Annotated in this window: 21 protein-coding genes; 2 read left to right on the forward strand and 19 right to left on the reverse strand. The window is 60.2% G+C overall.

Annotation, left to right across the window (positions count from 1 at the left end; genetic code table 11):
• Nucleotides 1-62: 62 nt before the first annotated feature.
• On the reverse strand, nucleotides 63-3,050 hold the full coding sequence (locus ABI582_RS25075) for a DotA/TraY family protein (protein WP_442120593.1): 2,988 nt from the start codon (nucleotides 3,048-3,050) through the stop codon (nucleotides 63-65).
• A 975-nt stretch (nucleotides 3,051-4,025) separates the two neighbouring features.
• Between ABI582_RS25075 and ABI582_RS25080 the strand changes: the two genes are divergently transcribed.
• Together ABI582_RS25080 and ABI582_RS25085 are read left to right on the forward strand one after the other, a co-directional pair.
• Nucleotides 4,026-4,571 carry a hypothetical protein gene (locus ABI582_RS25080; RefSeq protein WP_442120594.1) on the forward strand — a complete coding sequence of 182 codons (546 nt, stop codon included), beginning with the start codon at nucleotides 4,026-4,028 and terminating at the stop codon, nucleotides 4,569-4,571.
• A gap of 10 nt (nucleotides 4,572-4,581) precedes the next feature.
• The gene (locus ABI582_RS25085; protein ID WP_338745302.1) at nucleotides 4,582-4,935 is read left to right on the forward strand and encodes a hypothetical protein; all 354 of its coding nucleotides are present in this window, start codon (nucleotides 4,582-4,584) and stop codon (nucleotides 4,933-4,935) included.
• 40 nt (nucleotides 4,936-4,975) lie between these two features.
• Here ABI582_RS25085 and ABI582_RS25090 read toward each other — a convergent pair whose 3' ends face one another.
• The 18 genes from ABI582_RS25090 to ABI582_RS25175 all read right to left on the reverse strand — a co-directional run bounded on the left by ABI582_RS25090 (nucleotide 4,976) and on the right by ABI582_RS25175 (nucleotide 23,619).
• On the reverse strand, nucleotides 4,976-5,839 hold the full coding sequence (locus ABI582_RS25090; RefSeq protein WP_338745303.1) for a hypothetical protein: 864 nt from the start codon (nucleotides 5,837-5,839) through the stop codon (nucleotides 4,976-4,978).
• Nucleotides 5,840-5,875: 36 nt separating this feature from the next.
• A complete protein-coding gene (locus ABI582_RS25095; RefSeq protein WP_442120595.1) occupies nucleotides 5,876-6,364 on the reverse strand; it encodes a hypothetical protein in 489 nt (162 codons plus the stop codon).
• 89 nt (nucleotides 6,365-6,453) lie between these two features.
• Nucleotides 6,454-7,257 carry a hypothetical protein gene (locus ABI582_RS25100; protein WP_256590642.1) on the reverse strand — a complete coding sequence of 268 codons (804 nt, stop codon included), beginning with the start codon at nucleotides 7,255-7,257 and terminating at the stop codon, nucleotides 6,454-6,456.
• A 287-nt stretch (nucleotides 7,258-7,544) separates the two neighbouring features.
• The gene (locus ABI582_RS25105; protein WP_442120596.1) at nucleotides 7,545-8,339 is read right to left on the reverse strand and encodes a hypothetical protein; all 795 of its coding nucleotides are present in this window, start codon (nucleotides 8,337-8,339) and stop codon (nucleotides 7,545-7,547) included.
• Nucleotides 8,340-8,351: 12 nt separating this feature from the next.
• A complete protein-coding gene (locus tag ABI582_RS25110; RefSeq protein ID WP_338745306.1) occupies nucleotides 8,352-9,320 on the reverse strand; it encodes a hypothetical protein in 969 nt (322 codons plus the stop codon).
• Nucleotides 9,321-9,454: 134 nt separating this feature from the next.
• Entirely contained in the window at nucleotides 9,455-10,765 is a 1,311-nt protein-coding gene (locus ABI582_RS25115; RefSeq protein WP_442120597.1) for a secretion/conjugation apparatus DotM-related subunit, read from the reverse strand.
• 55 nt (nucleotides 10,766-10,820) lie between these two features.
• On the reverse strand, nucleotides 10,821-11,039 hold the full coding sequence (locus ABI582_RS25120; RefSeq protein ID WP_338745308.1) for a hypothetical protein: 219 nt from the start codon (nucleotides 11,037-11,039) through the stop codon (nucleotides 10,821-10,823).
• Between the two features lie 103 nt (nucleotides 11,040-11,142).
• Nucleotides 11,143-12,342, reverse strand: coding sequence for an ATPase, T2SS/T4P/T4SS family (locus ABI582_RS25125; protein WP_338745309.1), 1,200 nt, complete (start codon nucleotides 12,340-12,342; stop codon nucleotides 11,143-11,145).
• Nucleotides 12,339-13,232, reverse strand: coding sequence for a type IV secretory system conjugative DNA transfer family protein (locus ABI582_RS25130; protein WP_338745310.1), 894 nt, complete (start codon nucleotides 13,230-13,232; stop codon nucleotides 12,339-12,341). Before ABI582_RS25130 ends, ABI582_RS25125 begins: the two co-directional genes overlap by 4 nt.
• 14 nt (nucleotides 13,233-13,246) lie before the next feature.
• Nucleotides 13,247-13,747 carry a DotD/TraH family lipoprotein gene (locus tag ABI582_RS25135; protein WP_231995295.1) on the reverse strand — a complete coding sequence of 167 codons (501 nt, stop codon included), beginning with the start codon at nucleotides 13,745-13,747 and terminating at the stop codon, nucleotides 13,247-13,249.
• A gap of 61 nt (nucleotides 13,748-13,808) precedes the next feature.
• A complete protein-coding gene (locus ABI582_RS25140; protein ID WP_442120598.1) occupies nucleotides 13,809-14,348 on the reverse strand; it encodes a transglycosylase SLT domain-containing protein in 540 nt (179 codons plus the stop codon).
• Entirely contained in the window at nucleotides 14,336-14,953 is a 618-nt protein-coding gene (locus ABI582_RS25145; protein WP_442120599.1) for a hypothetical protein, read from the reverse strand. Before ABI582_RS25145 ends, ABI582_RS25140 begins: the two co-directional genes overlap by 13 nt.
• Nucleotides 14,954-15,068: 115 nt before the next feature.
• Nucleotides 15,069-18,020 (reverse strand): TraM recognition domain-containing protein, encoded by a 2,952-nt coding sequence (locus ABI582_RS25150; protein WP_442120600.1) that lies wholly within the window; start codon nucleotides 18,018-18,020, stop codon nucleotides 15,069-15,071.
• A gap of 11 nt (nucleotides 18,021-18,031) precedes the next feature.
• The gene (locus ABI582_RS25155; RefSeq protein ID WP_442120601.1) at nucleotides 18,032-21,094 is read right to left on the reverse strand and encodes a type IV secretion protein DotO; all 3,063 of its coding nucleotides are present in this window, start codon (nucleotides 21,092-21,094) and stop codon (nucleotides 18,032-18,034) included.
• A 63-nt stretch (nucleotides 21,095-21,157) separates the two neighbouring features.
• Nucleotides 21,158-21,904: an HNH endonuclease gene (locus ABI582_RS25160; RefSeq protein ID WP_442120602.1), complete on the reverse strand. Its 747-nt coding sequence runs from the start codon at nucleotides 21,902-21,904 to the stop codon at nucleotides 21,158-21,160.
• Between the two features lie 73 nt (nucleotides 21,905-21,977).
• Nucleotides 21,978-22,358 (reverse strand): hypothetical protein, encoded by a 381-nt coding sequence (locus tag ABI582_RS25165; RefSeq protein WP_043201388.1) that lies wholly within the window; start codon nucleotides 22,356-22,358, stop codon nucleotides 21,978-21,980.
• Nucleotides 22,359-22,395: 37 nt separating this feature from the next.
• On the reverse strand, nucleotides 22,396-22,980 hold the full coding sequence (locus ABI582_RS25170; RefSeq protein ID WP_019097480.1) for a hypothetical protein: 585 nt from the start codon (nucleotides 22,978-22,980) through the stop codon (nucleotides 22,396-22,398).
• Nucleotides 22,981-22,995: 15 nt separating this feature from the next.
• The gene (locus ABI582_RS25175) at nucleotides 22,996-23,619 is read right to left on the reverse strand and encodes a hypothetical protein (RefSeq protein WP_442120603.1); all 624 of its coding nucleotides are present in this window, start codon (nucleotides 23,617-23,619) and stop codon (nucleotides 22,996-22,998) included.
• Nucleotides 23,620-23,626 lie beyond the last annotated feature (7 nt).

The raw sequence follows: 23,626 nt of genomic DNA on the forward strand, positions 1-23,626 counted from the left end.
TTGCCATACCGAAACTGCACTCTCCGAGTGCCTGTATACTTCCATCGCCACATGGCTGCCGCTCATCGGCTCTCGCCGTCGACGTCTTTGCCGCTTGTCGAATCAGCCCCGGCCGGAAGCGCAGCTTCATTGAACTGTTGACCCTGTGAGCCGGCATTTTCCGGCTGCGCGCCAGGCGAGGCATCCTGCTCTTGACTTGTATCGCTCCCGGCGGGGGTTGAGCCACCGCCCAGAGAATCCTGGTACGCCTGAATTCGCGAATCCGCACCTTCGTGATACGCAGCCTTGCCCTCAGCACCTGCAGTGCCAAAGGCTTGCTTGTAGTCTGCCCCGGCGGCACCTGCTGTAGACGCCAGACCCGCGCCTGCAGTCATCACACCGTTGGCAACGCCATCACGTACCCGCCCTCCCAGCGAGGCCGCCCCAGACTCGCGGAAGGAATCTACGCCAGCACGCCCAGCGGACAAGGCAACACTGCCGGCCCTGCGCATGGTCCTGCCGGTGGCAGCGGTGCCACCCGCGATGGCCCGCCCCAGCGCCACCCCTGCAGCGTCAGTGCGTTTTTCACCCAAGGTTCGTTTGTCTCCCGACTCAGCCTCGGCTTTTGCGCTCGAGTCGCCAGCGGCCGGTCCGCCAACCCCCTGACCGTTGGCGTTGACCAGCGCCGCTTTATCGCCGGAACCACCACGGGACCCTCCGCCACCTGACCCACCGCCACCTGACCCACCGCCGCCTGACCCACCACCGGGTGAGGAGCCATCCGGCGGGGGCAGCTTGCCTTGATCACGACCCAGGCGCATGCCCGTGCCAGTACCACTGATGCTCCCCCCTGCGGCAGCAATGCCGCCGCGCATCTGGCCAGTCGCATTGGTCTCACCCAGGTCACCAATACCCGCGCCGATCCAGCGCAGCACCTGGTCAGGCAAGGTCTGCGGCAGGCCGAAGATCATGTACAGCACGGGCAGCAGCGTCAGCCCGAACACCATGAACCACCAGGCAAAGGTCAAGAATTCCGCAATGACACCCACTCCCCCCGTCGAGGACACGACTGCACCGCGCATGGCAAAAAAGCCCGTGGCTATGTAGTCGATCACGGGGTCGGACACCAGCACCGCCGCGAACAACCCCAGAATCGCAAGCGCAGGGCGGGCGAACAGTGACAGCAGCAGTAAGTAACCTTGCGTCTGCGACCCCACGAAGGTTCTGTCCGGCGTCATGTGCATCACAGCCCATAGCGGCGCAGCGATGATCGATTGCAATACGGCGAGCACCCAACCGACGAATACGATCATGAACAGCGTGTACGGCAGGCTAGGAAGGAAGACACTGAAGTAAAAGGCCAGAGGCTCGATGTAACTGGCCATCAACGCAAGCTGCTTGATTGGCACCTCGATCACCCAGTCCCAAAGCGGTGTGACGATCTTGTCCGCCTCCAGGCCGTTACCCAACACTTTTGCTGCGGAAACCGTACCCGCAAGCAAGCGCACAGCCGTGGTCGTGGTCTTGATCGCGACATCGGCAAGCAGGATCCCGGCGCGCGCAACGCTCAGATAGTCGCCCACGCACTTCATGCGGTTGAGCGAGCCCCCCATCTGTCCTGCCGTTCCGCAGAGCGGCGTCTGCCCGTTGCTGCCGGCACCGGTGGCAATCTGCACCACATTCAGCATCATTCCGTTGACGAACGACGACATCTTGCTGTCCATGTCTGCCCGCAGCGAACCCACGTTGATATCGGTTTTGGGGTCCTTGGGTATGAGGCTGGCAAAGTCTTCCGGCTTGGTGGTCTTGGCCTTGGTGTAAGTATCCTTCTCTTCAGCCTTCTTGTTGATTGCCTCGGTAACGGTGGTCACGCTGTTGCTCAGCAACATATAACGCGCATCCACAGGCAAACCGACCAAAGACGGTGCACCTACGGAGCCGACCGGTTCCGCAAGCACGCCTGCAATCTGGCCGCGTACCATGCCAACACGCTGGAACCAACCGCCAGCGGCTGCCCAGCCATCGTCGGTGAGGGTTTTCAGGAAGTCTTTCAGCCCACTGTCCACCTCACCCTGCTCGTTGTTGACTTCATTGACGAGCGCAGTGGCGATATGGTTCTCCCAGGTTTTCACGATCTGGTTGAACCGGTCGGAATCGACATTTTCCCAGCCTGAAGCATTGATGCTCACAGGCCACGAGTCGACCCACGCGTCCAGATCTGCCATCAGGTAGCCGGCGGCTTCGATCTTCTGCCCTTGCACCTGCTGACGTACCTTCTCCAGGGCCTGGGGAATAGCATCGGATTTCGTCTGGGCCATGTACGAGGACAGCTTCACCGTACCGCAGAAAGGCTGACCACCGGCCAGGTTGGTCACCGCATTCCGGTCCTTGAGGAGGAAGGTGGACTCGAACCGGCCATCTATCTCGACTCGTTTGTCGGCAGCCTGCTTGCTGACGCCTTCGCTGATACTTTCGCTCTTGGCCTGAACTTTCGGCACTTCAGCCGAAGTGGGTCCCGCATAGATGGCATTTGCAGCCCTGGCACAGTAGGAAACGCCAATGTACTGGCGTGCGAAATCACGCAGCCCATAGAAGTTTCCTGCCTGGTTGACGCCCTGAACGATACCGTCTGCCGAGAGGACCCCGATGGCCATGCCAGCCTTATAGGTGCCATTGGCAAAGCCGATGCCCCACAGGGAAAACATCAGAACGATCAGCTGAATGAAAGAGAAACCGCTGGTGGTCGGCAGCAACACGGCGCCACCTGCCACGATCCGCACCGGCGTCCACAAGGACGACCAGCTCTTGCCCATTGCCTCGCCATCATTGGCCGTGTTGGTTACCCCCATCACCGCCACGTACGAGACGATCAGCGAGCCGATGATCAGGATGCCGCTGTTGAAGAAGCCGAACATGGTGGCAAGGATGTTCGCGCCCGACTCCACAGAGTTGGGGTCGGTGCCCATGACCAGCGAGTCGATGACCGGGCCGAATATCCTGCCAAGCATCGCGACCGACTGATCGGTACACGCGCTTGGGTCGCTGCATGGAGAAAACGGCATCTGGGCCATTTGTGATACCTACCTGAATCGAGTTGCGGACGGTTGATCTGAATCGTTCGCGACGAATTCCCCTTGGAATGCTCCGTCGTCCTTGAGTTGAGCTGTCGAGCAGCCCGGCAAGCGTTGCCTGCACAGCGTTGCTTTCGAGCCTGAGCCATGGCGTCACGCTACAAGCCGCGACCCACCAGATATCCAAAGCCAGGCAATCTTAAACCAGAAATCACTCATTTATCAAAATATTGTTATGAAAGAAAACTAACAAAAAACCGAAACAGGTCGATAAGTACTTGTTGGGATAGATGCCGCGAGGGCTATGAGAGGAAATGTAAAGTCGTGTAAATATTGGCATAATGCCACTAAATCAGCGCTTAAAGACGAAAAAACCGTGATAACCTGCACATCTGAACGAGAAGAATCCCTGCCGGGTTGATCTTTCTTCAGATAGTGCTGTCATTGGAATTCAGCCAGTTTTCAGGCGTCAAATTAGCGTGGACCAGGGTATTTTCAGTCGCTTGATGGCGTCGCGGCAGGCACAGCGCACGCCAGCTAACCTCTGCCCCAAACGGCAGCTGAAGAATCGACGTGAGACCCATGATACGGGCGCTGTAGCCAGGCAGGCCCGATCAGCACAGGCTTTTCCCCCTGTGAGGACTGCCCTGCTGTCAACGTGATTTACCGGGATACTTCAAGTAACCAAAAAAAACGATTTTTAAAGCGCACCCACAAGAATTGTGAAAGCAAAAATGCTAAGGTCATTCAAGCAGATGAACCCTTAGGGTTCGCAAGGGTTTACCCGCAGCACGTCAGCGGAGAAGCTAACGAGATCCGCATGCCTACGCGACGCATTTACGGCGAACCGCGCAGGACGCAGATGCCGCTGGATGCAGACTGGTTCGGGCGCGTTCAAGCCCTGTGAAAAAACGACGGACAGAGATGCAGCTATCAATACGCGATGCCAGCCGATTCGTGATCGGTGCCGGGTCCATGCGAGACAGAGCCATAGTGGCCTCTGGCAACCCGGCAATCAGCTTGGAAAACGTAGCGCAAGCCGCGCTACGGGAAGGTCCTGACGGCCAAAAAATTCGCCAGACGATTGACGCCCTGGGTGAGCAGGAGTCGGCGTGGCTGCGCAATACACCGCCGCACACCCTGCGTTCCGACCGGGTCATGCAAAGCCGTGAAGCCGAGGCCAATGCATTCATAGCCATCCACCGCGCGGTGATCAGCGGCGTGGTTTTCGAAAACGCAGGCGCAGCTGACAAGCGCGAAGCGGAAACCGGCCTGCGCCAATCACTGACCAGCGCCCTCGAAGCAATCGACCACACTCCCGGCTCTCGAGCTGATCGAGAGGGGCTGCTGGCCAACTTGCGCGACCAGGTGATTGCAGTGGCCTCGGACGGCGACTTCATGAAGCAGTTATTACGCCATAGCGAACAAGCCTATCTGGCTGCCGACCTTGACAAGACATTTGCCCGTTACGCCAACCCCTCGCTGTCGCGCAGCGAGGACCTGGACGGTTACAGCCTTTAAGGACAAAACCATGCCGAACGCGCAGGATTTCCAGAGCTTCACCGCCTCCGTTTTTCCGTCACAAGCGGCGGAAATCGTCATTGCCAAACAGCCCGCGCTGGCCGATTACGGCCAACAGCTACGCAGCGCCGTGAATCAGTTTCCACCAGAGGTCTCACGAGCGCTGGTAGGCGAATATGGTACGGCTTCGCCAGCGCTCGTCAGCGGGATCGCAGAAGCTATCGTGCAGCGCGAGTTTGCTCACGACCACGCAGCGCAGCAAGCAAACCTCAATCAGAATTGGCTGACCGCCGCAGATAGACATACTTCCGGCATCGACGAGGCGGTGGCGGCAGCAGACGATACCTGGAATGCGGCGCCATAAGCGCCGCAAATCCCCCGCCTCACAAATTCACAAATACGGATCAGCGCACGGCGGCCTGCTGTGAAACGCTCTTGTAGGTGCGCAAACCATCACGGCACGACATCGAAGCAACCGTGAACTGCACCTCATACTGCAAATACTCGTTCGCCGAAATAGTGGCCGGGCGCCGACCCCTGTCCTTTGTGGAGGTGTAGGCAAGCACTGCATCGCACGTGGTCCACTCACCGGATCGGGTATTGAGTCTGCTTGCCTGCGAGCGCATCTGCGTCGCGAAACCGGCATCATCCATGACAACCGGAATTCGGTGAGGGGTGGTAACCAGGGCCACATGCCGCCCACTTCCCTCGCCCATGAAGCCTGGCGTTATGGTGATGCTGCCATTGCTGTCGATGCGCGGAATTGCCGTGAAGCGCGCAGCAAACTGCTGCGTACTCGCCAGCTGGCCAAGGGTCTGGCCCTTCAGTTTGCCCCAGTAAGCATCAGGCGGGTTGCGCGCATCATAGCTAGGCGCGGCCCTGTCATAAGGGCTACCCGCCAGCTTCAGTTCCGCTTGACGCTGGAAATACCTGTCGCGACATGACGCATTGGTGTTCTTGTCCAGGTCCTGTCCGGATTTCGCACTGTAGAGCAAGGCGCTCGCGCAGGCGAAGTCGTACCGGCCATTGAAATACAGGTAGAGCCCGCTGCCGGCCAGGCTTTTGGTCGGGATCAGGTCCAGCTCGCCGCTGCTTGCCCCGCCACCAACAGCGGTGACGAGGCCATTGGGCATCATCGAAGTCAGCGAGCTGACCGCTTCGTCCGAGAAACGAATCTTGGTCGTCCCGTCCGACATCTGCTCGGTCGTGACACAGCCCGCCATTGCCACGGCGGCCAGCACGGGCAGGATGAGTTTACACTTGGTCATGCACGTATCCTTACTTGAAAAGTCTGCTTGAGCGCATCAGAAGAACCGCCCCATGTCTTGCTGCTGCACCTTCGCCTGGCGGGTCTCGCGCAGCTGACGCACCACGTCCCCCGTGTGCATCTCGACAGGTTCGCCACACGGCTCGCCCACCTCGACCACGTAGCCGTCACGGACCGACACCTGCACGAACTGGACGAAACGAGCAGCGGCCATGCGCGCACGTTTTTCACCCTCGTCGACGAAAATGCCCAGCGCCAGCGGCGGCATGCGCGAATCCATGAAGTTCACACCCTCCACCGACAGGTACAGCCGGTCAGAGACGTAGGCGGCTTCGAAAGGCATGCACGAAGCCCAGGCTGCCTCGAATGGCTGGACACCGACATACAAAGTGTCGCCCTCCAGGGCAAAGCTGAAACGCCCACTTTGCATGGGCGAGAGCAGTATCACGCGGTGGTGTTCAGGATGGCGCAGCACTTCGTCCCGCTTGAAGTTCGCCGTCCAGCGCAGAAAATTGGCATACGCCACCACCTGCCTGGCCGCCCGCGCTACACGGGCCCGTTCCTCTGCACTTATTGCCGGCCCAACGTCCCTATGGCCCTGGATTCCCATGTAAATCAGTCCTCGTGCTTTTTGCGTTTTTCCAGCATTCCGAAGAAGTCATCCAGAATCTTGTTCAGCATCTTCTGCGGCGTGTGGCCAAAATTCTTGGCGTGCTCCGACACCCGCTCATGGTTGTCATTGCGCAAGGTGTAGGAGTTGGACGGGTCCTTCTTGCGGTTGCGGAACGAGATCAGCCCGGACCGCCGCGCCATCGACATCATGCGCTCGTAGTCCGTGTGCGAAATGTTGAATTTCTTGCGGATATCGACCTTGGTCAGGCGCTCGTCCGCCTTCATCAACCGCACCGATTCCACCATCAGGTTATGCAACTGGTTCAGCCGCACCAGGTGGTTGAACCCGCTGTCGATCTGCCCCCGCTCTACAGCCCCGCGATCGGTGTCCGGACGCGCCAGGCCACTGGAGAGGTTCTTCAGCACGACCTCATCGGACAAGTCGAGCGGGTTTCGGTTCTTCTTGGTCTCCTTGAAATCGGGTGATTCGCCGCTCAGGTAGTACACCGAGCCTTGCTTGGCGATTTCCACTTCCAGGAATGAACAGGCAACCATGAAGATGTCTTCGGTACAGAGCTTGCGCGACACGCCCTGCTGAATAGCCTCCCGGCTAAGCGGCTCGTCGGCAGCGCGCATGGCGGCCTGGGTATGCTTGGCCCGCTGGATGTCCTGGACCATGTTGAAATACGACTTCAGAGGCAGCACCTTGTCGGACAGATTGACCAACGGGTGCAACTCTTTGACGGTGTCGGCCAGTACATCTGGCGAGGGGACCAGCAGCGACCTCAGGCCCTGGGCAAGGGACAATAACTTGGCCCCGTCTTTAACTTCATTCGCTGGTCGCATATACGTACCTAAGATTTCCAATCCAAAATAGTCTTAAAGTGCCTGCGCAGGCATAAACACTCCGCTCAAGCAGAACAGCAGCACCAGGCTTCGTGGGCCGGCCTGCTCTCATTCTCCAATCCTGGAAAAGATCCTCCTTCGGCACCGCAAGGCAGCATTCGGGCGACGCGGGAGGGTTCCCCGGCATTCTACGCGCCCGCAAACCAGCGAAAGGCATACCCCATCCGTGAAGCAGGAAGCAATGGCAATCATTGCGGCGCCAGGCACCCAATATCACCGCCCTGACCTGGATCAAGCCCCATGGACTGCAGGGTCTGCTTGGTCAGTTCCACTTGCGCCTTGATCGACTCCGGGTCGTTCGCCATCTGCTGCGCGACAGCATTCTCAATCGGCGACTGAGAGGAAGCAAGATGAGACATGGTCGCCATCACCGCAATTACTACCAAAGGCGGCACCAGCCAGGCCATTGCGGTCTTGCGCCGGCGTGACCTGGCCTGGCGCTCGGCATTGTTTGCGTCCTGCTCGCGCAGGGCCTTGCGCGAAGGCTGTGGCGCTGCGCTCTGGTACTGCGGGGCAGTCACCGGAACCGGGCGTACGGCCTCTGCTGGCACAGCCGCCCTTTCCGCTTCTTCGCGCTTGAAGTAGTCGTTCAGGGCCTCGTTCAGGCATTCCGAAAGGGCCTGGCGCACTTTGTAGGCAACCAGCGCAGGCTCGATATGGGTAAGCGCACCCTTGCGGTCTGCCTCGGCATGAAACACCAGTTGCAGGGCCGCCAGTTCGTGACTGGCCGGCAGCCCGTCATCGCCTTCGATCGCCAGGCTGACGCTGCCTTTGAGCACCCGCTGATGGCCATCGTCTTCAGCCGCGTCGAAGCCGGCCACTACCAGCGACAGCTGCTGGAACGCCCTGGCGATACGCACGGTACGGGTAGCCCGCTGTGCGTCATGGGGGCTTTGGCTGTCGAACACCACCAGCAGGTGCTCGCCCGAACCGAAGATGCGGATACTGGGGTCGAACTCGAAGTTCGGCGCTTTGGCTTTCATGTACTTTGCTCCTTAAAGTTTTCCAAAGATGTCTTCAAGCACGACCGCCTGCGAAAGGCCGGTCATCATCCTTGGCTTCCCTGTACGGTGATCGATGAAGAATGCAGCCGGCACACCGGCCTGTTCCTTGCCGTTGTGTTCGAATGCGGCGAACAGAAACGCCAGGTTGGTGCTTAGCTGCTCGACGGTTTCCGGCGATGGCTCGGAGCGGACCTGTTCATGTTTGCCCAGCACCCGCGCCAGCATATTCTGGTCCTTGGTCTGCAGGATGGTGGCGGCCAGCGGCACGCCATCTGCCGGGTTACCCAGCGCTGCGGACGGGATCCACTTGATGGAATGGCCCTTGGCTGCGTATGCCCTTGTCAGGTTGTACGCTTCGCGGCAGTAGGGGCAACGTGGGTCGATGATGATGTAAACGGTATCGCCGATACCGCCCTTGCCTTCCTTGATGCCTGCCAGGGCGTCGACGGTTTTCATCGACTCCGGGATCGCGCCCTTGAAGGTGCCATCCATGGCGGCGGCTTCGCGCACATTCGGCGCGTCAACGGGTGACATCTGCGGCGCAGCTGGCGCGGCCGCAACCGGGGCAGCAGCAGGCGGCGTGACCACGGCCTGGGCGACGCCAGGCAGGAAGGCATCGGAGATATTGCTGCCCGTTTCAGCATTCCAGGCCACGCCGGTGAACAGCACCGCAGAGTCCGGCGTACTGAAAAGCACAACCTGGTGGCCGTTCTTTTCCACGGTCCACGCGGTCAGCCCGCCGAGGCCGACCGGCCGGGCGCTGACAATACGCCCATAGCGCGATACCCGCTGCGCGGTCAGGTCATCAAGTTCCTGCTGGGCCGGGTTTACTTGTGCGGTGCCTTGAGCGGTGATGAAGGCAGAGAGGTCCGCCGATTGTGCCGGGGCGGCATGGGCGACTGAAACCCCCGCCGCAAGCGCCGCCAGCATGGCGACAGGTCTTGCAATCACACCTTTCATGGCTCGATGTCCTTATTAAGAATCCAATACGACCGCATTCTAACAAAAAAGTAAAAAAAGGCACCAAAAAAACAAAAAAAGGCCATCTTAATAGATGGCCCTTTGCTTCTATGCAACCCTTTAAGGCTGGCGCTTCAGGCAGCGCCTTCATCGAGCGCTGCCCCTTGTGCTTCGGCATACCTGTCCTGCTGCATGGCCTCATAGCGCTTCTTGTCCGCCTCGGAATACTTGTATGCCGAGATCGCCAGCTCAAGCCCGTTGACCGCCTTGTCCAGCTGGGGCTCCGCCAGTGATACACCCGCTTTGCACTCATACAGGAAATGCGACAGGATCCCCGGCGCTTCCGGGAACCCGGCCTGGCGCCCGATCGTCTGCAGGGCATACCACATGTCACGATCGAAGAAGCGCAGCCAGCGCATTTCTGCGGGTGGCAGCACACCCAGGCGGCGCGCCTGGAAGAACATGGCAAAGATAATGGTGCGCACGAATGCGTGCGCGTGCAGGATCGCACTGGCATTGGGGTGCTTGATGTACTTCTGGATGATCGCCCGAGGCTCTTCCAGCGGCACTTCGGGCTTCAGCCAGGCATAAGGGTCGCCCCGCTGCTCGGCCTTGCCGACAGGTGCCTTGAACTGGTCCCAGCACCAGGCAACCATGTAGTCGCTGTCGGCCATTGCCGCCTTGAAAGCATTGTCATCCAGCGCCGTATCGGTGGCGACCACCCGCGGCAACGCTATCGCTACCAGCAGGGTTTCTGCCGGCGTCAGGTTGGCAACCCGGGTCCAGTGCTGGCCGAGCTGGCGACGCATCACCTCGGTGGTTTTCTCGCGATCCAGGGTTGGCGCCCAGCTGCGATCCGATTGCTCTTGCCAACCACTGATCAGCAAGTGCCGGTAGGCAAACTGGCGGGAGGTCTGCGACATGCCGAACACCGGGTGGTCCAGCGGCTGGGCGATCAGGTCGAGCTCGGCGAACATGCGCAGGTGCGGGTACTGCGCCTTGTTCTCTTGCACAAAGCTCTTGATATTGTGCGTTTTGGTGAACCTGAGCTTGGGGTGGGTCTTGTTGATACGCAGGAACATGCGCACCGACAGGATCACAATCAGCAGCAGGAAAAAACCATTCATGAACAGCGACGACGAAGTGATTTCACCCCACGCCACGCTCGAAAAATCTCGCTGACAGGCACCGATGATGCCTTGCGGCGCACACATGCGCCCGACCCACTGGTTGATCGAGGCAATACCCGGCAGCGCGGCAAAGTCACCCAGCACACTGGGCAACCACAGCTCGACGTAGCGAACGTAGGTATACACCTTGGCAATCTTGTCGTGAGCGAAGTACCAGGCACCCCACCCCCCGAGGTAAAGCACCGCCATGATCCCGAGCAAAATGGCGGGGTCATCCCAGGTAAAGCTCTTCTGCCCACCTCCCTGTTGCTTCATTCAACGCCTCCTCTGGCCGCCACAAAGACTCTGCCGGTCATGTCTGTCTTGCCAACTACCTGGCCAGTTCCTTGAGCAAATTGTGCGTGGTACGCACTCGCCCCACCATGAACACTGCGGCTCGGCGGCAAACCGCCCGCACGGTCATTTTCTTCACCACCTCGATGTAGACCAGCGCAAACGTCATGCACAGCGCCAGTGGCAGCAGATACTTCCACAGCGCCGGCACCAGCAACAACATCAACCAAGGCAAGGCGGCGCTTGCGTTGATCACGAAAAAACGTGCGGGTGGAGCGCATCTGCTCCAGTGATACCGTCCTGTTGCCATAACTTCTCCGTAAACTCGTTGCAGTCAGCATTAATGGGCAGCCAGCACCTTAGCCGTGGCGCAGGTCGCGGGCAGTCGCCTCGCTGATCAGGCCCGCGGCCAGCAGGCGATCTGCCTCGGCAGCAAAGGTATGCCCTTCTTCACGCACGAACTCGGCAACCCGCTGAGTTACCCGGCCCATATCGGTCAGGTCCATCAAGGTGTCACGCACCTGCTCGGTAAACCTCAGCCACGATCGGGCAGCGGTGCGCTTGCCATCCACCGTAGGTACCAGCTTCTGCGCCATCATGAACCGGCTGGTATCGACCAGGTCGTAGATGGCGGTGGCACGCTCCTGCTCTGGAAAACGGGAAATCATCCGACGCATGATCGCCGCCACATCCTTGGCGTGCACCGTGCCGAACACCGGGTGCCCCGTCAGCGACAGCTCCACCGCTGCGCGAATGGTCTCCTGGTCGCGCAATTCACCGATCACGCACAGGCCGGGCGCACGTCGCATGGCCTCACGGTTGGCCCGGTAGAAGTCTTTGAAGTGCGTGGGAATCTGCGACTGCACAAAGATCGAATGCTTGCTCTGGACCTTGTCGTAGGTGAACTCGATCGGCTCCTCATGGCTGATCAGGTTGCCCTTGATCGGCGTGTCGTTTTCCAGGATGAAACGGTTGATGGCGGCAAACGTGGTGGTCTTGCCATGGCCCGTGGCCCCGGCCACATAGACGATGCCATCACGCGGCGTGGCCATTCTGACGATGTCCTCGCTCAGGCCGACGTCCTGGATACGGGGCGGGTCGTCGGGAATGGCGCGGATGACAATCTGGCACGACGTATCGCCATGACAGGCAATAGGCGAGGCGTTTACCCGGTAGGCATAACGCAGACGGGCGCCTCGCGCATCCTTGCGCTGCGGGTCGAACAACTCGTACCGCTCGTTGACCGCCGTCCCGGACACGATATCGGTAGTGGCGGTATCCCGGTTGGCCGCCATCTTCAACAGTTCGTTGACTTCCCCGACATCGAGCGTACGGCGGGTGACCGCATACAACCGCCCGTACTTCTTCACCACTACCGGCAACGCGGGCTGGATGAAGATATCGCTGACGCCATGGGTCAGGGTTTCCAGCATCATCGCCTTGAACTGGTCGGCGCGGTCGAAGCGAAACGGGTCTTCGTAACTGGTCAGGCGCTCCAGGCGCTCGATCATCGCACCCGGCTCCAGCATCATCACGTCGTCGTGGAAGTCCTGCTTCATTCCCGCCCGCCTTCAGCGCCCGCGGGCTGTCGCGCTGCAGCCGGCGATGGCGCCGGGCTGCCAGCATGGGTTACCGGCGCACGGTGTGGCGGGTTGGCAATGGTCGAGGTGGCGATCGAACTGCGCCACACGTTCATGTTGTCGTTGAACTCGGGCAAGGCGGTGATGCGCAGCAGGGTTTCATCCACCGCCATCGACCGCCCTTCCCGAGTAACAGGGATCGCAGCACCCGAGATGATCGGCATGGTGACCTGGCCGTGGCGGGCGAACTCACTGAAACGGCGCATGCCATCGATATCGCGGTTCATCCGGTCGAAGCCGTAGGTCAGCATCAGGTTGGCCTGCTCGACACCTTGTTGCCAGCCCTCACGCACGGCAAGTTTCCACACCCGCTCTTCCTCGTCGGAACGCGGCACCAGTGCCGAAACCAGCGAGGTACGGTCGAAGCTGGGCAGCGGGAAGCTCAGGTATTCGCGCCAGCTGGGCGGCACGGACGAAAAGCGCGCCTGCGATTCGATCTTGTAGGCGGCCCCTGAAAGGCGCAGCGTGTAGTCGCCGTCCTGGTTATACAGGTGGCGCGCTTCGGTGATCACCGGCGGCACCACGCGGTCCTGGATCATCAGGCTGCTGAAGTCATAGACCGTATCGAACTCGCGCTCGCGCACCTTCAGCGCCTTGTTGATGTTGGTGAGCTGCCAGGCCAGGCCAGCTTTTACACCGACCTGCAGCGCGGCATCGAGAATGGCTTCGCCACGGGCTGCCGATGCCTGGTTCTTCTCGTCGCGCATGGCCTCGACAGCCGACTTGGCATCGCCGGTGTCGCCCTGCTGCTGAACGTAGGCAGGCTTGTCATAGAGGCGCTCGGCGTCCTCGAGGGTCATCGGAGGCATGTCCATCGCCATGTTCAGCCCCTCCCCAGCGCCAACGGTACCGGCTTGTAGATCAGGCGCAGCGTATTGGTGCTCTTGTCGAGCACCACATCGGCACCGGTGTCGATCTGCGCGCCCACATCCTTGAGGACGTTGATCGGGGTGGCCTTGCGTACCCACACGTTGATGGGTTTGAGGTCCACACGCTTACCGCTCTCGACGTAGGCATAGCCGTAGCGGCTGGCGAAGGTCTGCAGCAGCTCCTGGGGCTTGCCGATGAAGTCGATATCCACCTGGTCGGTGTCGACCGCAGCCTGGCGAGAGGCGGCTTGCACACGGTCAGCGTTCAAGCGCGATACGTAATTGTGCTGAGAGTTGACCGCCACCGACACCTTGTCGGCGATGATCCGGCTGGCAAACGCCTCGGTATCGTCGGTGGTCGGTTTGGCAGAGCTGGCACAGCCCCCCAGCGCAACCAACGCAAGCAGCACGCCCCCAGCCTTGCAGCAGCGTGCACCCATGAGCATTCCTTTCATGTAAAAACTCCTGAAATTGTCATTCTGATCGACCCTGCGCAGGGCAACCCGCGGCGGCCTGTTACTGGTAGCTGACCACCAGCCGGTCATGGCGCTGCCGTTCAAGGTATTTGCCCCATTTCACCGCGAGCGGGATCAGGTCTTTCTTGTAGATGTCGTTGAATTTGCGGGTGCGGGAGTGGTAGTTGGCCGCACGTGTCCAGAAGTCCTGACCATTGTTCTCGGCAAGCTTCTGGCGTAGCAGCCAGGCCGCCAGCTCGGCGTTGTAGCAACCGCGCCAGGCGACATCGGATTTGGTAATGGCCGGGTACGAGGCGAATACGCCTTTTGGCCCCCAGTGGGTGGTATTGATCTGGAAATGGCCAAGGTCGAAGGTGCCGTTGCTGTTCGACACGCTTTGCCCGTTCTTGCCGCTCTCCTTGCTGGAAATGGCCAGCAGCACATTGGCCGGCACACCCTGGCGCTGTGCGGCCTGCACGACGCAGTCGATATCCGCAGGCCGCACGGCATAGAAGTCATCGGCCAGCACCTGCGCAGACCACAGCACCAGCACGGCGAGAACCCATTGGAGCCCGTTGCGCGCCATGTTCAGATAATCCACTTCTGATGCTGGAACCAGAACCAGAACGCGCCTTCGACAAACAGCTGCCCCGTCGAGACCTGCCAGCTGCGATAGGACTTCTTCATGCCGAATACCCAGAGAGCGAAGCCGATCGACAACCAGTTGAGGGCGACCAGGATGCCCGCGCCCGACGCCAGCATGTAGACAAACCCGGCAATCGCGACCGCGCTGGCAATGAAGAACGCCCTGGAGTGCAAGCGGTGGTTACGTGCAATCCGGTCGATCTCATCACGTTCGATGGTGGTCAGCTGCGCCTTGACCCGCTCGTTGCGGTAGCGCGCGGCATGCTCCTTGACCTTCTTGACGTCATCTTCTTCAAGCAAGGCGAAGTCGCAGTTGTTGCAACCCCAGCGGTGCAGCACACGCATCTTGCCTTTCGGCCCCTGCTCGAACTCCTGATGGTCCCCTTCTGCCTTGAGCAGCACACCCCGCTCGCACTCGGGGCAAGCGGGGCTGAAGTTGGAACGCCAGAGTGCTTTGATGTGCTGGTTGCCCATGCGCAGCTGATTCACGCCCAGTGCCGCCATGGGCATGGTGACGAACGCGAATTTCGCAGCTTTCTTCCCTGAACTGAACAACCCCATCGCCTCACCCTAGCATGCAAAAATTCTGGTTTCTGATTATCTGTCAGATATCTATCGTCGTCAATTTATGACATAAAATAGAATTGCGCGCCGACCGACGGCCTTGCCCGGTTGCCTACTCGCCCGACTGCTCCTTCATCATCAAGCGGCACTGGGCCTGCAGGTTACCCAGCCGCTCACGCATGCGGGCCACACCCTGAGCATCGGGTTCAGGGGTTACGCTGTAGTCCGTTTGCCGGGCAATCTCTGCGCAGGTTTGCTCGATCCGCTCTTGCGCGGCCCACTTGTCCGACAGCGATGCAAAGCCTTCGCCGCTGGCCATCACCTGCATGTCGAGCATCTGCTGCGGCATGACCATGGCCAGCTCACGCGCCCATTCATCGTCCAGTGCCTGCTCGTCTATCGGTGCAGTGGCGGGCGGCACTGGCGTCACGGCCAAAAGGTCCGCAACGGCCAGGATGCTTGCCTGGATGGACTCCGGGCTCATAGGGTCAACGTGCGGCGCGGTTACGGGAGCTGCTGTAGCAACTGCCGCAACTGGCACCTCGGCAGGGGCCTGCGGTGCCGGTTTTTCTGTCAGCGGTGCTACTGGAGCCGGCCTCTTCAGGTCGCCGGACAAATACGCCCCGAGCACCCCGAACGAGGTGTCCAACCGACCCAGCACAGGCCGGTCCGGGTCGACATAATTATGTTCGAACACACTGTGCATGCGGGCAAAGGTAGGGTCACCCTTCACTACCGCGCGCACCCGCCTGGCAAAAGAACCATCCTTCAGGCTGTCGATGAATGCCTGGCGGGACTGGCGGTTCTGCGGCAAGTCCGAAGGCTCGGGCGGCTCGACCGGAATGAAATCGTTGATGCGCATTTCTTTCGGTGCCGGGCCGGCCGTGTAGAAGCCCATGCCGCGGATAAGTGCCACCCCGCCGGTTTTGCCATTCTGCGACTTCTTGCCGACCAGGAAGGTGAACTCGCCGTTTTCCTGCATGGCGACGTCGTCGTAGTTCAACCGGCTGCGCTGCTCGATGGCAATGTTGTCCGACTGCCGCAGCTTTTCGTTGCCCGCAGTACGCTCGAAGTTGCCCAGCATGGCCTGCGAAGATTCGGCCGCCGCGCCCTGCACGCGCCGCCAGGTTTCCGATTCGGTGCCCGAGGTCAGGCGGCCGACGGCGCGGATGTTGGTGTTTTCCCAGGTGGCATCCGCTTCTTCGGCGCTGGATTTCTTCAGCGAGGAAAAGTCCTGGGCCGCGAAGGTGACACTGAAGCCCAGGCTACGCGCCTGGGCCGGCGCCACGGCGAAGCCGACCACGGCGTAATAGCCGTATTCGTCGAGGATGGTATAGAACGGGAACTTGGAGCCCGTTGGCCGGCTGTCGATGATTTCGCGTACCACCCCTTCTACCCGGTTGCCCAGGCAGCCGGCCATCATCTGCTTGATGCTGCCTACGATCATCTTGCCAAGCATGCGCATGCTGTCCGGTGCACGCTCCAGCGCCGGCAGCAGCACCACCAGCAAGCGGCGGTTGATCACCACATCGTAGAAGTCCACGTCACCGACGCGTGTCTTGAAGATATGGCCGTAGTTGAAGGTCAGGTCGTTGAAGATGCGCCCCAGCTGCATGACGATGTAGCCGTGCTGCTCCAGGGTCTTGGTTTCCTGTTTCTTGAACTTGGCCTTCTGGTAACCCGGCAGCGTCAGCAGGTACGAGCGCAGCGGGGCCACGATCACGTCGAACATCTCGCCGTACTTGCCGCCGTGCTCCCACACCAGCTCTTCGATCACGTTCAGCTCGAAGTACTCCAGGTACTTCTCGGGCGACAGGTTGATGTGACCCTTGTCCCGCAGATAGGTCAGCGGCCGCGTCAGGGCTGCCACGAACATGATCGCACGCCCCTTCCACATGTCGCCGCCGCCACCGGAGTCATCCATCAGCGACACGATCAGCTCGATCAACATGCCCGACGAGGTATTCCCCATCATGTTCATGTTGTTGGTCACCTTGTCGACCTGCTTCTCGACGAAGTCGCGGCCAGAGGTGATGAAGTTGATGATCAACAGGTCATCTTCGCGGCCCAGGTAGCGCGACAGGCGGAAAATTTCCTTCTGCAGCTTCGGGTCACCTTTGCCGTCGACGTAGATGAAACCGGTGTTCTGCACCAGGGCGTTGAACACGATGCCGAGCAACAGCTCGGTGTTATGGGTGACCAGGCTGTCGTCGGTGATGTACAGGTGGTGTGGGTGATCGATCTCGATGCACTGGCAAGGCGCCTGGCCGGCAGCCGTCACTTTCCACACCTGGGCCCAGCCATTGAACTTGGCCGAGCCGCGCTTCTTGCGCACCTTGGGCAGCATCACCACGATGCCGCGCGCCATCAGTTCGCGAATGGCATCGGTGGTCACGGTGTGGGCCTCTTCGCTGCCATCCTGCCCGCGGGTAAGCACCCGCCACAGGTGGTCACCGGTGGCTTGCGCCCGCCGCCCGTCCCGCGTGGCCACGGTCCAGATCGGCTGGATACCCTGCTCGATCACCCGCAGCACCGCAGCCTGCTTGCCATCGGGCGTGCACACGCTGTCGCCGACCCGGATGCAGCCCATTTCCACCCAGCCGCCCGGCGTCAGCACCTTGGCATGCTTGGGCTGCGGCTTACCGGAGCCCGTGGTGCCCAGCACCAGTTGGTGGGTGCGCAGGTCACTGTCGCCGGCGTAGATCTGCTCTTTGCTCTCCAGGTCATTGCCGAACAGCGTCACGCCCTCGCCTTTCTTCATGCCCTTGTACGAGCCGTCATTGACGTCCGCCAGCTTGGGTACCCGGTAAGGGAAATCGAAGGCGCGGTTTTCAACGTCGACGAACTTGCGCTTGAACGCCCAGGCCAGCAACAACAGCAGCTCACCGGAAAAGGGCACCTTGATCGAAATCAGCGCCAGCACCGGCAAGGCGAACGTGCCGAATACTGCGCCGTCAGCAGACTGGAAAAAATCACTGAAGCGCTGCCCGGCCAGGCGCGTGTCTTTGCGCCGCCGGCTGGTGCTGACCTCATGCTGACGGGATGCGCCCTTGTACTGAGCCATCTGTCACTCCCTCACACTACGTCTTCGTATGCACTGGCGCTGATGTAGTCAGCGACCAGATCCTTGGCGATGCGCGCAATCACGGACTGCTCCATGTCGTCATCGACGAACTCGACATCCTTGAACGTCTCGCGCTTGAGCCGCTCCACCATGTCCTTGCAGCCACCCGACGGGAAGCGGCGCGCCAGCAATGCGAGCGCGTCCGGGCGCGGCATGTGCTCGTAGAGCATGGTGCGCAGCTTCCGGTCCTCGGCGGTGGTGGTCAGTGCCCACAGGCGCATCGGCCCGGCAGACATGGTGAACAGCTGGCTGTAGGTGGCGTTTTTGGTTTCGAAGCGCGCCAGGAAGGTACAGCCATGCTTGTTGGCCCCATGCACGAAGTTGACCAGCGCGTGCTCTTCGGTGTCGGACAGGCCGATGTTCTTGCGCAGCCAGTCGCGGGTTTCCTTGGTGCCCGAGTCGAGGATGAAGGTGGCCGTGGCGATCTTGGTCAGCTGGCCGAAGTCTTCCATCAACTGCGAAGCCAGGATGATCTCCATGTTCCACTTACGGGCCTCACGGCCATCGGTCTGCATCTGTTCCTGCAAGCCCACGTGGCCACCGGTCTTGTGGAATTCGTCCATGCACATGACCTTGTATTCATCCACCAGGTCCGCCACCAGGCGCTCGTAGAACGGCAGGTACTTCTCGGTGAAGAACGGGAAGTCCTCCTTCGAGAAGGCCACCTTCTTCATGAAGCACTGGCGGGCGATCATGTACATCAAGGCCGTCTGCTTTTTCGCCGATGCAGAGCCTTGCAGCGCCACGTCCTGCAGGTCAAGGGCCACGATGCGGGCGCTGCCGACGTCGAAGCGGGTGTGATCGGAGAACACCGGGAAGTCACCCACCGCCTCGCGGATACCCAGGATGAAGGCATCGACCAGGCTACGCCCGACCTCGCCGGAACCCTCGTATTCGGCCCGCACCTCCTCGGTCGACGCCACCGCCACCAGGTCATTGAGGGTTGGCACCGCGAAGCGCTGGGTCACCTCTGCCTCGTACACCATGCCGGCATCGAACATCGCGTCGACCAGCTCCCAGTAGGTGGTCGCCGGAAGAATCCGGAAGCCAAGCTGCGCCACGGCAGAGTCCACGACATCGTTGTGCCCCGGCTTGTAGGTTTCCGGGCTGGCCCGCTCGATCTTGTCGTCCTTGCGGCGGTAGGCAAGGTCAACCATCCGGCCGACGAAGTTGCTCATCCCTTCATAGGGCTTTTCGCGCTCGGGCGGTGTCACCAGAATGGTCAGGAAGTTCTTGTTGAACTCACGGTCCTTCGGCAGCGGGTAACGCTGGCCCAACGGCGTATCCAGCGGGTTGATGCAGTCTTTCCTGGCGTTCTGCAAACGTTTGTACACCACCAGGTGATGAAGCCGGGGTGGCAGGTTGTCGCGCACCAGGTCACAGAAACCGGACGAGGAAATCCCGATGTCGGTAATGCCGATGTAAGGCAGGCCCGTCAGGCCAGGCATCAGGCAGGACTCGAAGTGGTTGTTGTTCATCAGCACCGACTTGCCCGAACCCGGCTTGCCTGCGATCAGCGTGATCCAGGTGGTCTGCTGGGACGAGAAACGCTGGTACTTGAGGATCTTGCCGTCCAGGCTGCGGTAGATGGTCGAACCTTCCTGGAACGGCGAGGCTGGCCGGGTCAGCGGCAGCATGGCCACGGCATCGCCAAGCGGGGCTGCGGCAGGGTCGCCAAGATGCTTGGTGGTCAAGGCCAGGCAGTTGGACTGGAACGCCTGCATCGGGTTGCCGGTGCGTTCGATGAACACCGGCTGGCCCCAGGCCTCCAGCGTGCGCCAGAGCTTGGACTTGCGCAGCGCAAGCTCCTTCACGCCTTTCTCGTCCGGGCTGGCCCAGGTCATGGCGGCAACTTGCAGCTTGACCATGCACTCCCCATCACGCACGCGCTCGCGCAGCTCCTTGGTGGCCAGGTTGATGTTGCGGTTCTGTTCGGAGGTTACCGACAGCAACTGGGCAAACAGGCTTTTCCAGGCCAGTACGCTCATGCCGTCGGACGACAGCATGATCGACACCGAATACGGCAAGGCGCGTGACACACCGTTTTCCTGGGTTTCCGCGCGGTTGAGGCTGTTGAACAGGGTGTTGAAGTATTGCGGCTCTGCCGGTGGAATCGACATCAGCAATGGCGCATACACGCGCGCGCCAACCCGCACGCTGGTAGGGTCCGGCAGCAGGCTGGTGCGCTCGCCACTGCCGATTTCAGCCGACGTGACCATGATCTGGCTGGGCAGCGTGGGGTACATGAACTCTGACATGTCGCCACTGCGCTTGCTGGTCTTCCAGCGCATCGGAATGGCGCTGCCCGGAATGTAGGGCTTCCAGGTACGCGGCGTGATATCAGGGTTCACCTTCGCGCGGATGGCGCGGATCGCTTCACTGACGTCGAGCACATCCGCCGAGCAACCGAACTCGGGGGACGTCAGGTCTTCGGAAATCTTGGTGACAAAGGAAAGGTGGCGGTCCTTGAGGTAGGAAATGGGCCGCAACAGGTTCTGCGCGTCGGCGGTGGCCGGCCATTCCGATTCTTTTCTGAACTCGTTCAGCGCCTCGCGCGCCATCGACCGTTCGGTCTGGTCAAGCAGCGCGGGCCGCGACCAGAACACCAGGTAGCATTCTTCGTCATACACATACTGGGCGTACTTGCTCACGCCTTCGTTGATCAGGTGCCGCACATTGAGGTTCAGCCGCTCGGCAGTTGCTGCCTGCTGTGAGGCATTCTGCTCCAGCGGCGCGGTCGCATCCAGGTCGCGGCTGAAAACGATCTGCAGATGATGACCACGCACCTTGAAGTACACCGAAAGCGAGGCCTCCAGCAGGCTCACCAGGCGCTCGAACTGTTCGCGCCCCAGTACGCTCTTGGTGCCGTTGAAACGTACGATGGACGCCAGTGAACCGTCGTTGGCGACGATGGACTGCCCACCGTCGACCGTTTCAAGGTCGCAATAGTCCTGCACGTCTGCCTTGAGCTGGCTCAGAACCGTCAGGATCACCGCCTCGAGTTTGTTAAACATTTCCTTGTTCTCCCTTGCCAACGCTCTCAACGGCGAGACTGAGCAGCAGTACGAGCGGCTGCATCAAGCAAAATTCTTCATTAACTGGCCGGTCAATGCCGTCCAGTTATCGGGCAGGAACAGCGCGCGGTTGTTGGCCGCGTAATATTCAAGTTGTCCATCTTTGAACGCGCTTTTGGTTGGAAACAGCCGTAACGGCGCCAGCCATTCAGCGCGCTTACCAAATTCTTCATCGCTGACAAGTTGCTTGCTCGCGAGGGTTTCCGCCACGCCAAGCACGGTAATGACTTCGCCACCGAATATTTCTTTCAGCGTGTCATTGCCACGAAACCTGAAAGCCGCCAGCAAGCTGGCGAGTTTTTCATTGACCGCCACGTCATCGAGCAACTCATTGACGTAGATACAGCGGGCAATGTTATTGATCTCGGTTTGCGTCAGTTCCTGCACGGCGACGAAAAAGCCGGTGTCATTCATGGCGCAGGCGCCAAGATGATGAACCTGACGACACAGGTTGCACGCGGTGATCAGGTTTTCCTTGGTGCAGTTGTCGGCGTTGCCGTCCAGTGCATGAAGTTCCTGAAACTTGGCAGACTTGAACCCGCAGAAGCGGCAGGTGTAATTGTCGCGCTGCCACACCGAAGTGCGAAGTTTGCTGTTTTCATCGCTGAACAGTTTGCGTTGGTCATCGTCAGAGCGCCACAGTGGCCGACGCACGCCAAATACCGGCTGGTTGGCCGTTCGACTGAGATAGCCACTCGACAGCGTGGGCACAGTGTGTGCCCCGCGTTCAGAAGCGTTTGGTTCGCTCACGTCCGAATATTCCCGAAACTGTTCTTGTGGTGCGGGGCATTGCGCCCCGCCATAGGTTCAGCGGCGCACAGCCTTAGTCGATCATGGTGTTGCGCATGATCCACATCACGGTACCGACACCGGCCATCAGGCCGCCGATGAACAGCCCGACAATCGCCGACATCGGCTTCTCACGCTCATCCTTGGAGGCTTTCCACAGGGTGTACAGCGAGATGGCGACGACCACGAAACCACCAATAGACACCAGCGAGATCAGCAGCGTGGCGCCACCCTGAGCGGTGTCGTCGATGTTGGTCATGACATCGCTGGCCGTTTTGCCGCCGGACGTATCCTGGGTCAGGTCAGTCTTGGTGATGGCGAATGCCGACGGGGCAGTCAGCGCAGCAATGGCAGCGGTAGTTGCACGAACCTTGGCCGAATCGTATGCAGCTTTCAGGGTTTTGAGTGCTTTCATTAGTGACGCTCCTTGTATTTCATGTTTCGAAAAGCCGTTACGACCACGGCGTGAAAAGGCCAACCAGATTGAATCCGATTGTGTTGTTGAGTACATCGCTGAACCATTTGAAGTTCCACGCCAGGACCCCGCCGATGATCCATCCGCTGGCGGTACCGAGGCCGGCTTGAGTTTGATTGTTGTAGTAACCGTTTACCGTCAACCAACCTTTCACCATGGCAATCAGACCGACAACCTGCATGATGCCCAGCAGGGCCAACGTTGCGAGTTGTGCCTGTTCTTGCAAAGTCGTCCCGGTCGAGGAATAGGACAGCATGCGCGAGTTGGCATAATCCCCGGTCAGGGTTCGCGACATGATGCCCATCCACTCCAGCGTACCGATCGCCAGCAAGATAGAGCCGATCACCAATTGCACACAGGCAGAGCCGACAGAAAACCGCTGTCGCCCGGCCACATATTTCAACGCGTTGTCATGGGTGACACCCCATATCTCGATCAACGCAGCGCCGGTCAGGTAAAGGCCGATAAGCGCAGCAATACCTTGGCACATCATGATCGCGGTCGGGATGACCTTCCCGATATTGACCATTACATCTACTAGATCGGCAAATCCGGCCGCCATGACAACGTCCCTGTTTTAAAGAGCGGGTGAGGTAACTACGATGCCGCTGTCGCGATCGACGGCAAGCACTTTCAATTCGCGCTGTACCGGCGGCAACGGGTCGCCGGCCTTTACGCTGTCTTCGCTATCGCCATTTTTCACCCAGGCCCGGTGCCCGACCACCGCCTGCACCTTGTAGCCAGTGGATTGCGGGATCGGGTGCGCGCGCTTGGCGTAGCCCTGTGCAACAGCAGGCGCCGGCTCCCTGCGCGGTGGCTTGATCACCTCCACACGCTGACGGCTGTCTTCATAGAACTTCATGCGCTGCTGCAGGCCGGACAGGTTGTTGTCCAGGGCTTTGATCTGGTTCAGCAGCAGCTGGGTATTGCGCTGCGATTCCTCGCGTACGATCTTCAGCTGTTTTTCGCTGTTTTCCTGGGCCAGCAGCGCCGCTTGGGCCTGCTCCCGGGACTTGGCCAACTCGATGCTCAGCACATCCATGCGCGGCTGTTGCACCGATTGTGCCTGGGCCTGCATGGTGCGCCTGGCCTTGGCCGATGGCGACGAGGTTGCCTTGATCACGACCACGGCGAGCACGATGAGCGCCAGGAAGCTGCCGGCAAAAACGCCGATGAGTTTTCCGAATGACCAGTTCTTCATGTCGAAC

It is taken from the genome of Pseudomonas sp. SAS7, assembly GCF_052112345.1.
Lineage (GTDB): Bacteria > Pseudomonadota > Gammaproteobacteria > Pseudomonadales > Pseudomonadaceae > Aquipseudomonas > Aquipseudomonas putida_Q.

What these genes read in the sequence shown, in the direction of transcription:
- ABI582_RS25135 (WP_231995295.1), bottom strand. Translation starts at nt 13,747, where the DNA reads ATGAAAGGAATGCTCATGGGTGCACGCTGCTGCAAGGCTGGGGGCGTG.
- ABI582_RS25080 (WP_442120594.1), top strand. Translation starts at nt 4,026, where the DNA reads ATGCGAGACAGAGCCATAGTGGCCTCTGGCAACCCGGCAATCAGCTTG.
- ABI582_RS25105 (WP_442120596.1), bottom strand. Translation starts at nt 8,339, where the DNA reads ATGAAAGCCAAAGCGCCGAACTTCGAGTTCGACCCCAGTATCCGCATC.
- ABI582_RS25170 (WP_019097480.1), bottom strand. Translation starts at nt 22,980, where the DNA reads ATGGCGGCCGGATTTGCCGATCTAGTAGATGTAATGGTCAATATCGGG.
- ABI582_RS25090 (WP_338745303.1), bottom strand. Translation starts at nt 5,839, where the DNA reads ATGACCAAGTGTAAACTCATCCTGCCCGTGCTGGCCGCCGTGGCAATG.
- ABI582_RS25110 (WP_338745306.1), bottom strand. Translation starts at nt 9,320, where the DNA reads ATGAAAGGTGTGATTGCAAGACCTGTCGCCATGCTGGCGGCGCTTGCG.
- ABI582_RS25125 (WP_338745309.1), bottom strand. Translation starts at nt 12,342, where the DNA reads ATGAAGCAGGACTTCCACGACGACGTGATGATGCTGGAGCCGGGTGCG.
- ABI582_RS25130 (WP_338745310.1), bottom strand. Translation starts at nt 13,232, where the DNA reads ATGCCTCCGATGACCCTCGAGGACGCCGAGCGCCTCTATGACAAGCCT.
- ABI582_RS25165 (WP_043201388.1), bottom strand. Translation starts at nt 22,358, where the DNA reads ATGAAAGCACTCAAAACCCTGAAAGCTGCATACGATTCGGCCAAGGTT.
- ABI582_RS25085 (WP_338745302.1), top strand. Translation starts at nt 4,582, where the DNA reads ATGCCGAACGCGCAGGATTTCCAGAGCTTCACCGCCTCCGTTTTTCCG.
- ABI582_RS25150 (WP_442120600.1), bottom strand. Translation starts at nt 18,020, where the DNA reads ATGGCTCAGTACAAGGGCGCATCCCGTCAGCATGAGGTCAGCACCAGC.
- ABI582_RS25155 (WP_442120601.1), bottom strand. Translation starts at nt 21,094, where the DNA reads ATGTTTAACAAACTCGAGGCGGTGATCCTGACGGTTCTGAGCCAGCTC.
- ABI582_RS25175 (WP_442120603.1), bottom strand. Translation starts at nt 23,619, where the DNA reads ATGAAGAACTGGTCATTCGGAAAACTCATCGGCGTTTTTGCCGGCAGC.
- ABI582_RS25115 (WP_442120597.1), bottom strand. Translation starts at nt 10,765, where the DNA reads ATGAAGCAACAGGGAGGTGGGCAGAAGAGCTTTACCTGGGATGACCCC.
- ABI582_RS25075 (WP_442120593.1), bottom strand. Translation starts at nt 3,050, where the DNA reads ATGGCCCAGATGCCGTTTTCTCCATGCAGCGACCCAAGCGCGTGTACC.
- ABI582_RS25145 (WP_442120599.1), bottom strand. Translation starts at nt 14,953, where the DNA reads ATGGGGTTGTTCAGTTCAGGGAAGAAAGCTGCGAAATTCGCGTTCGTC.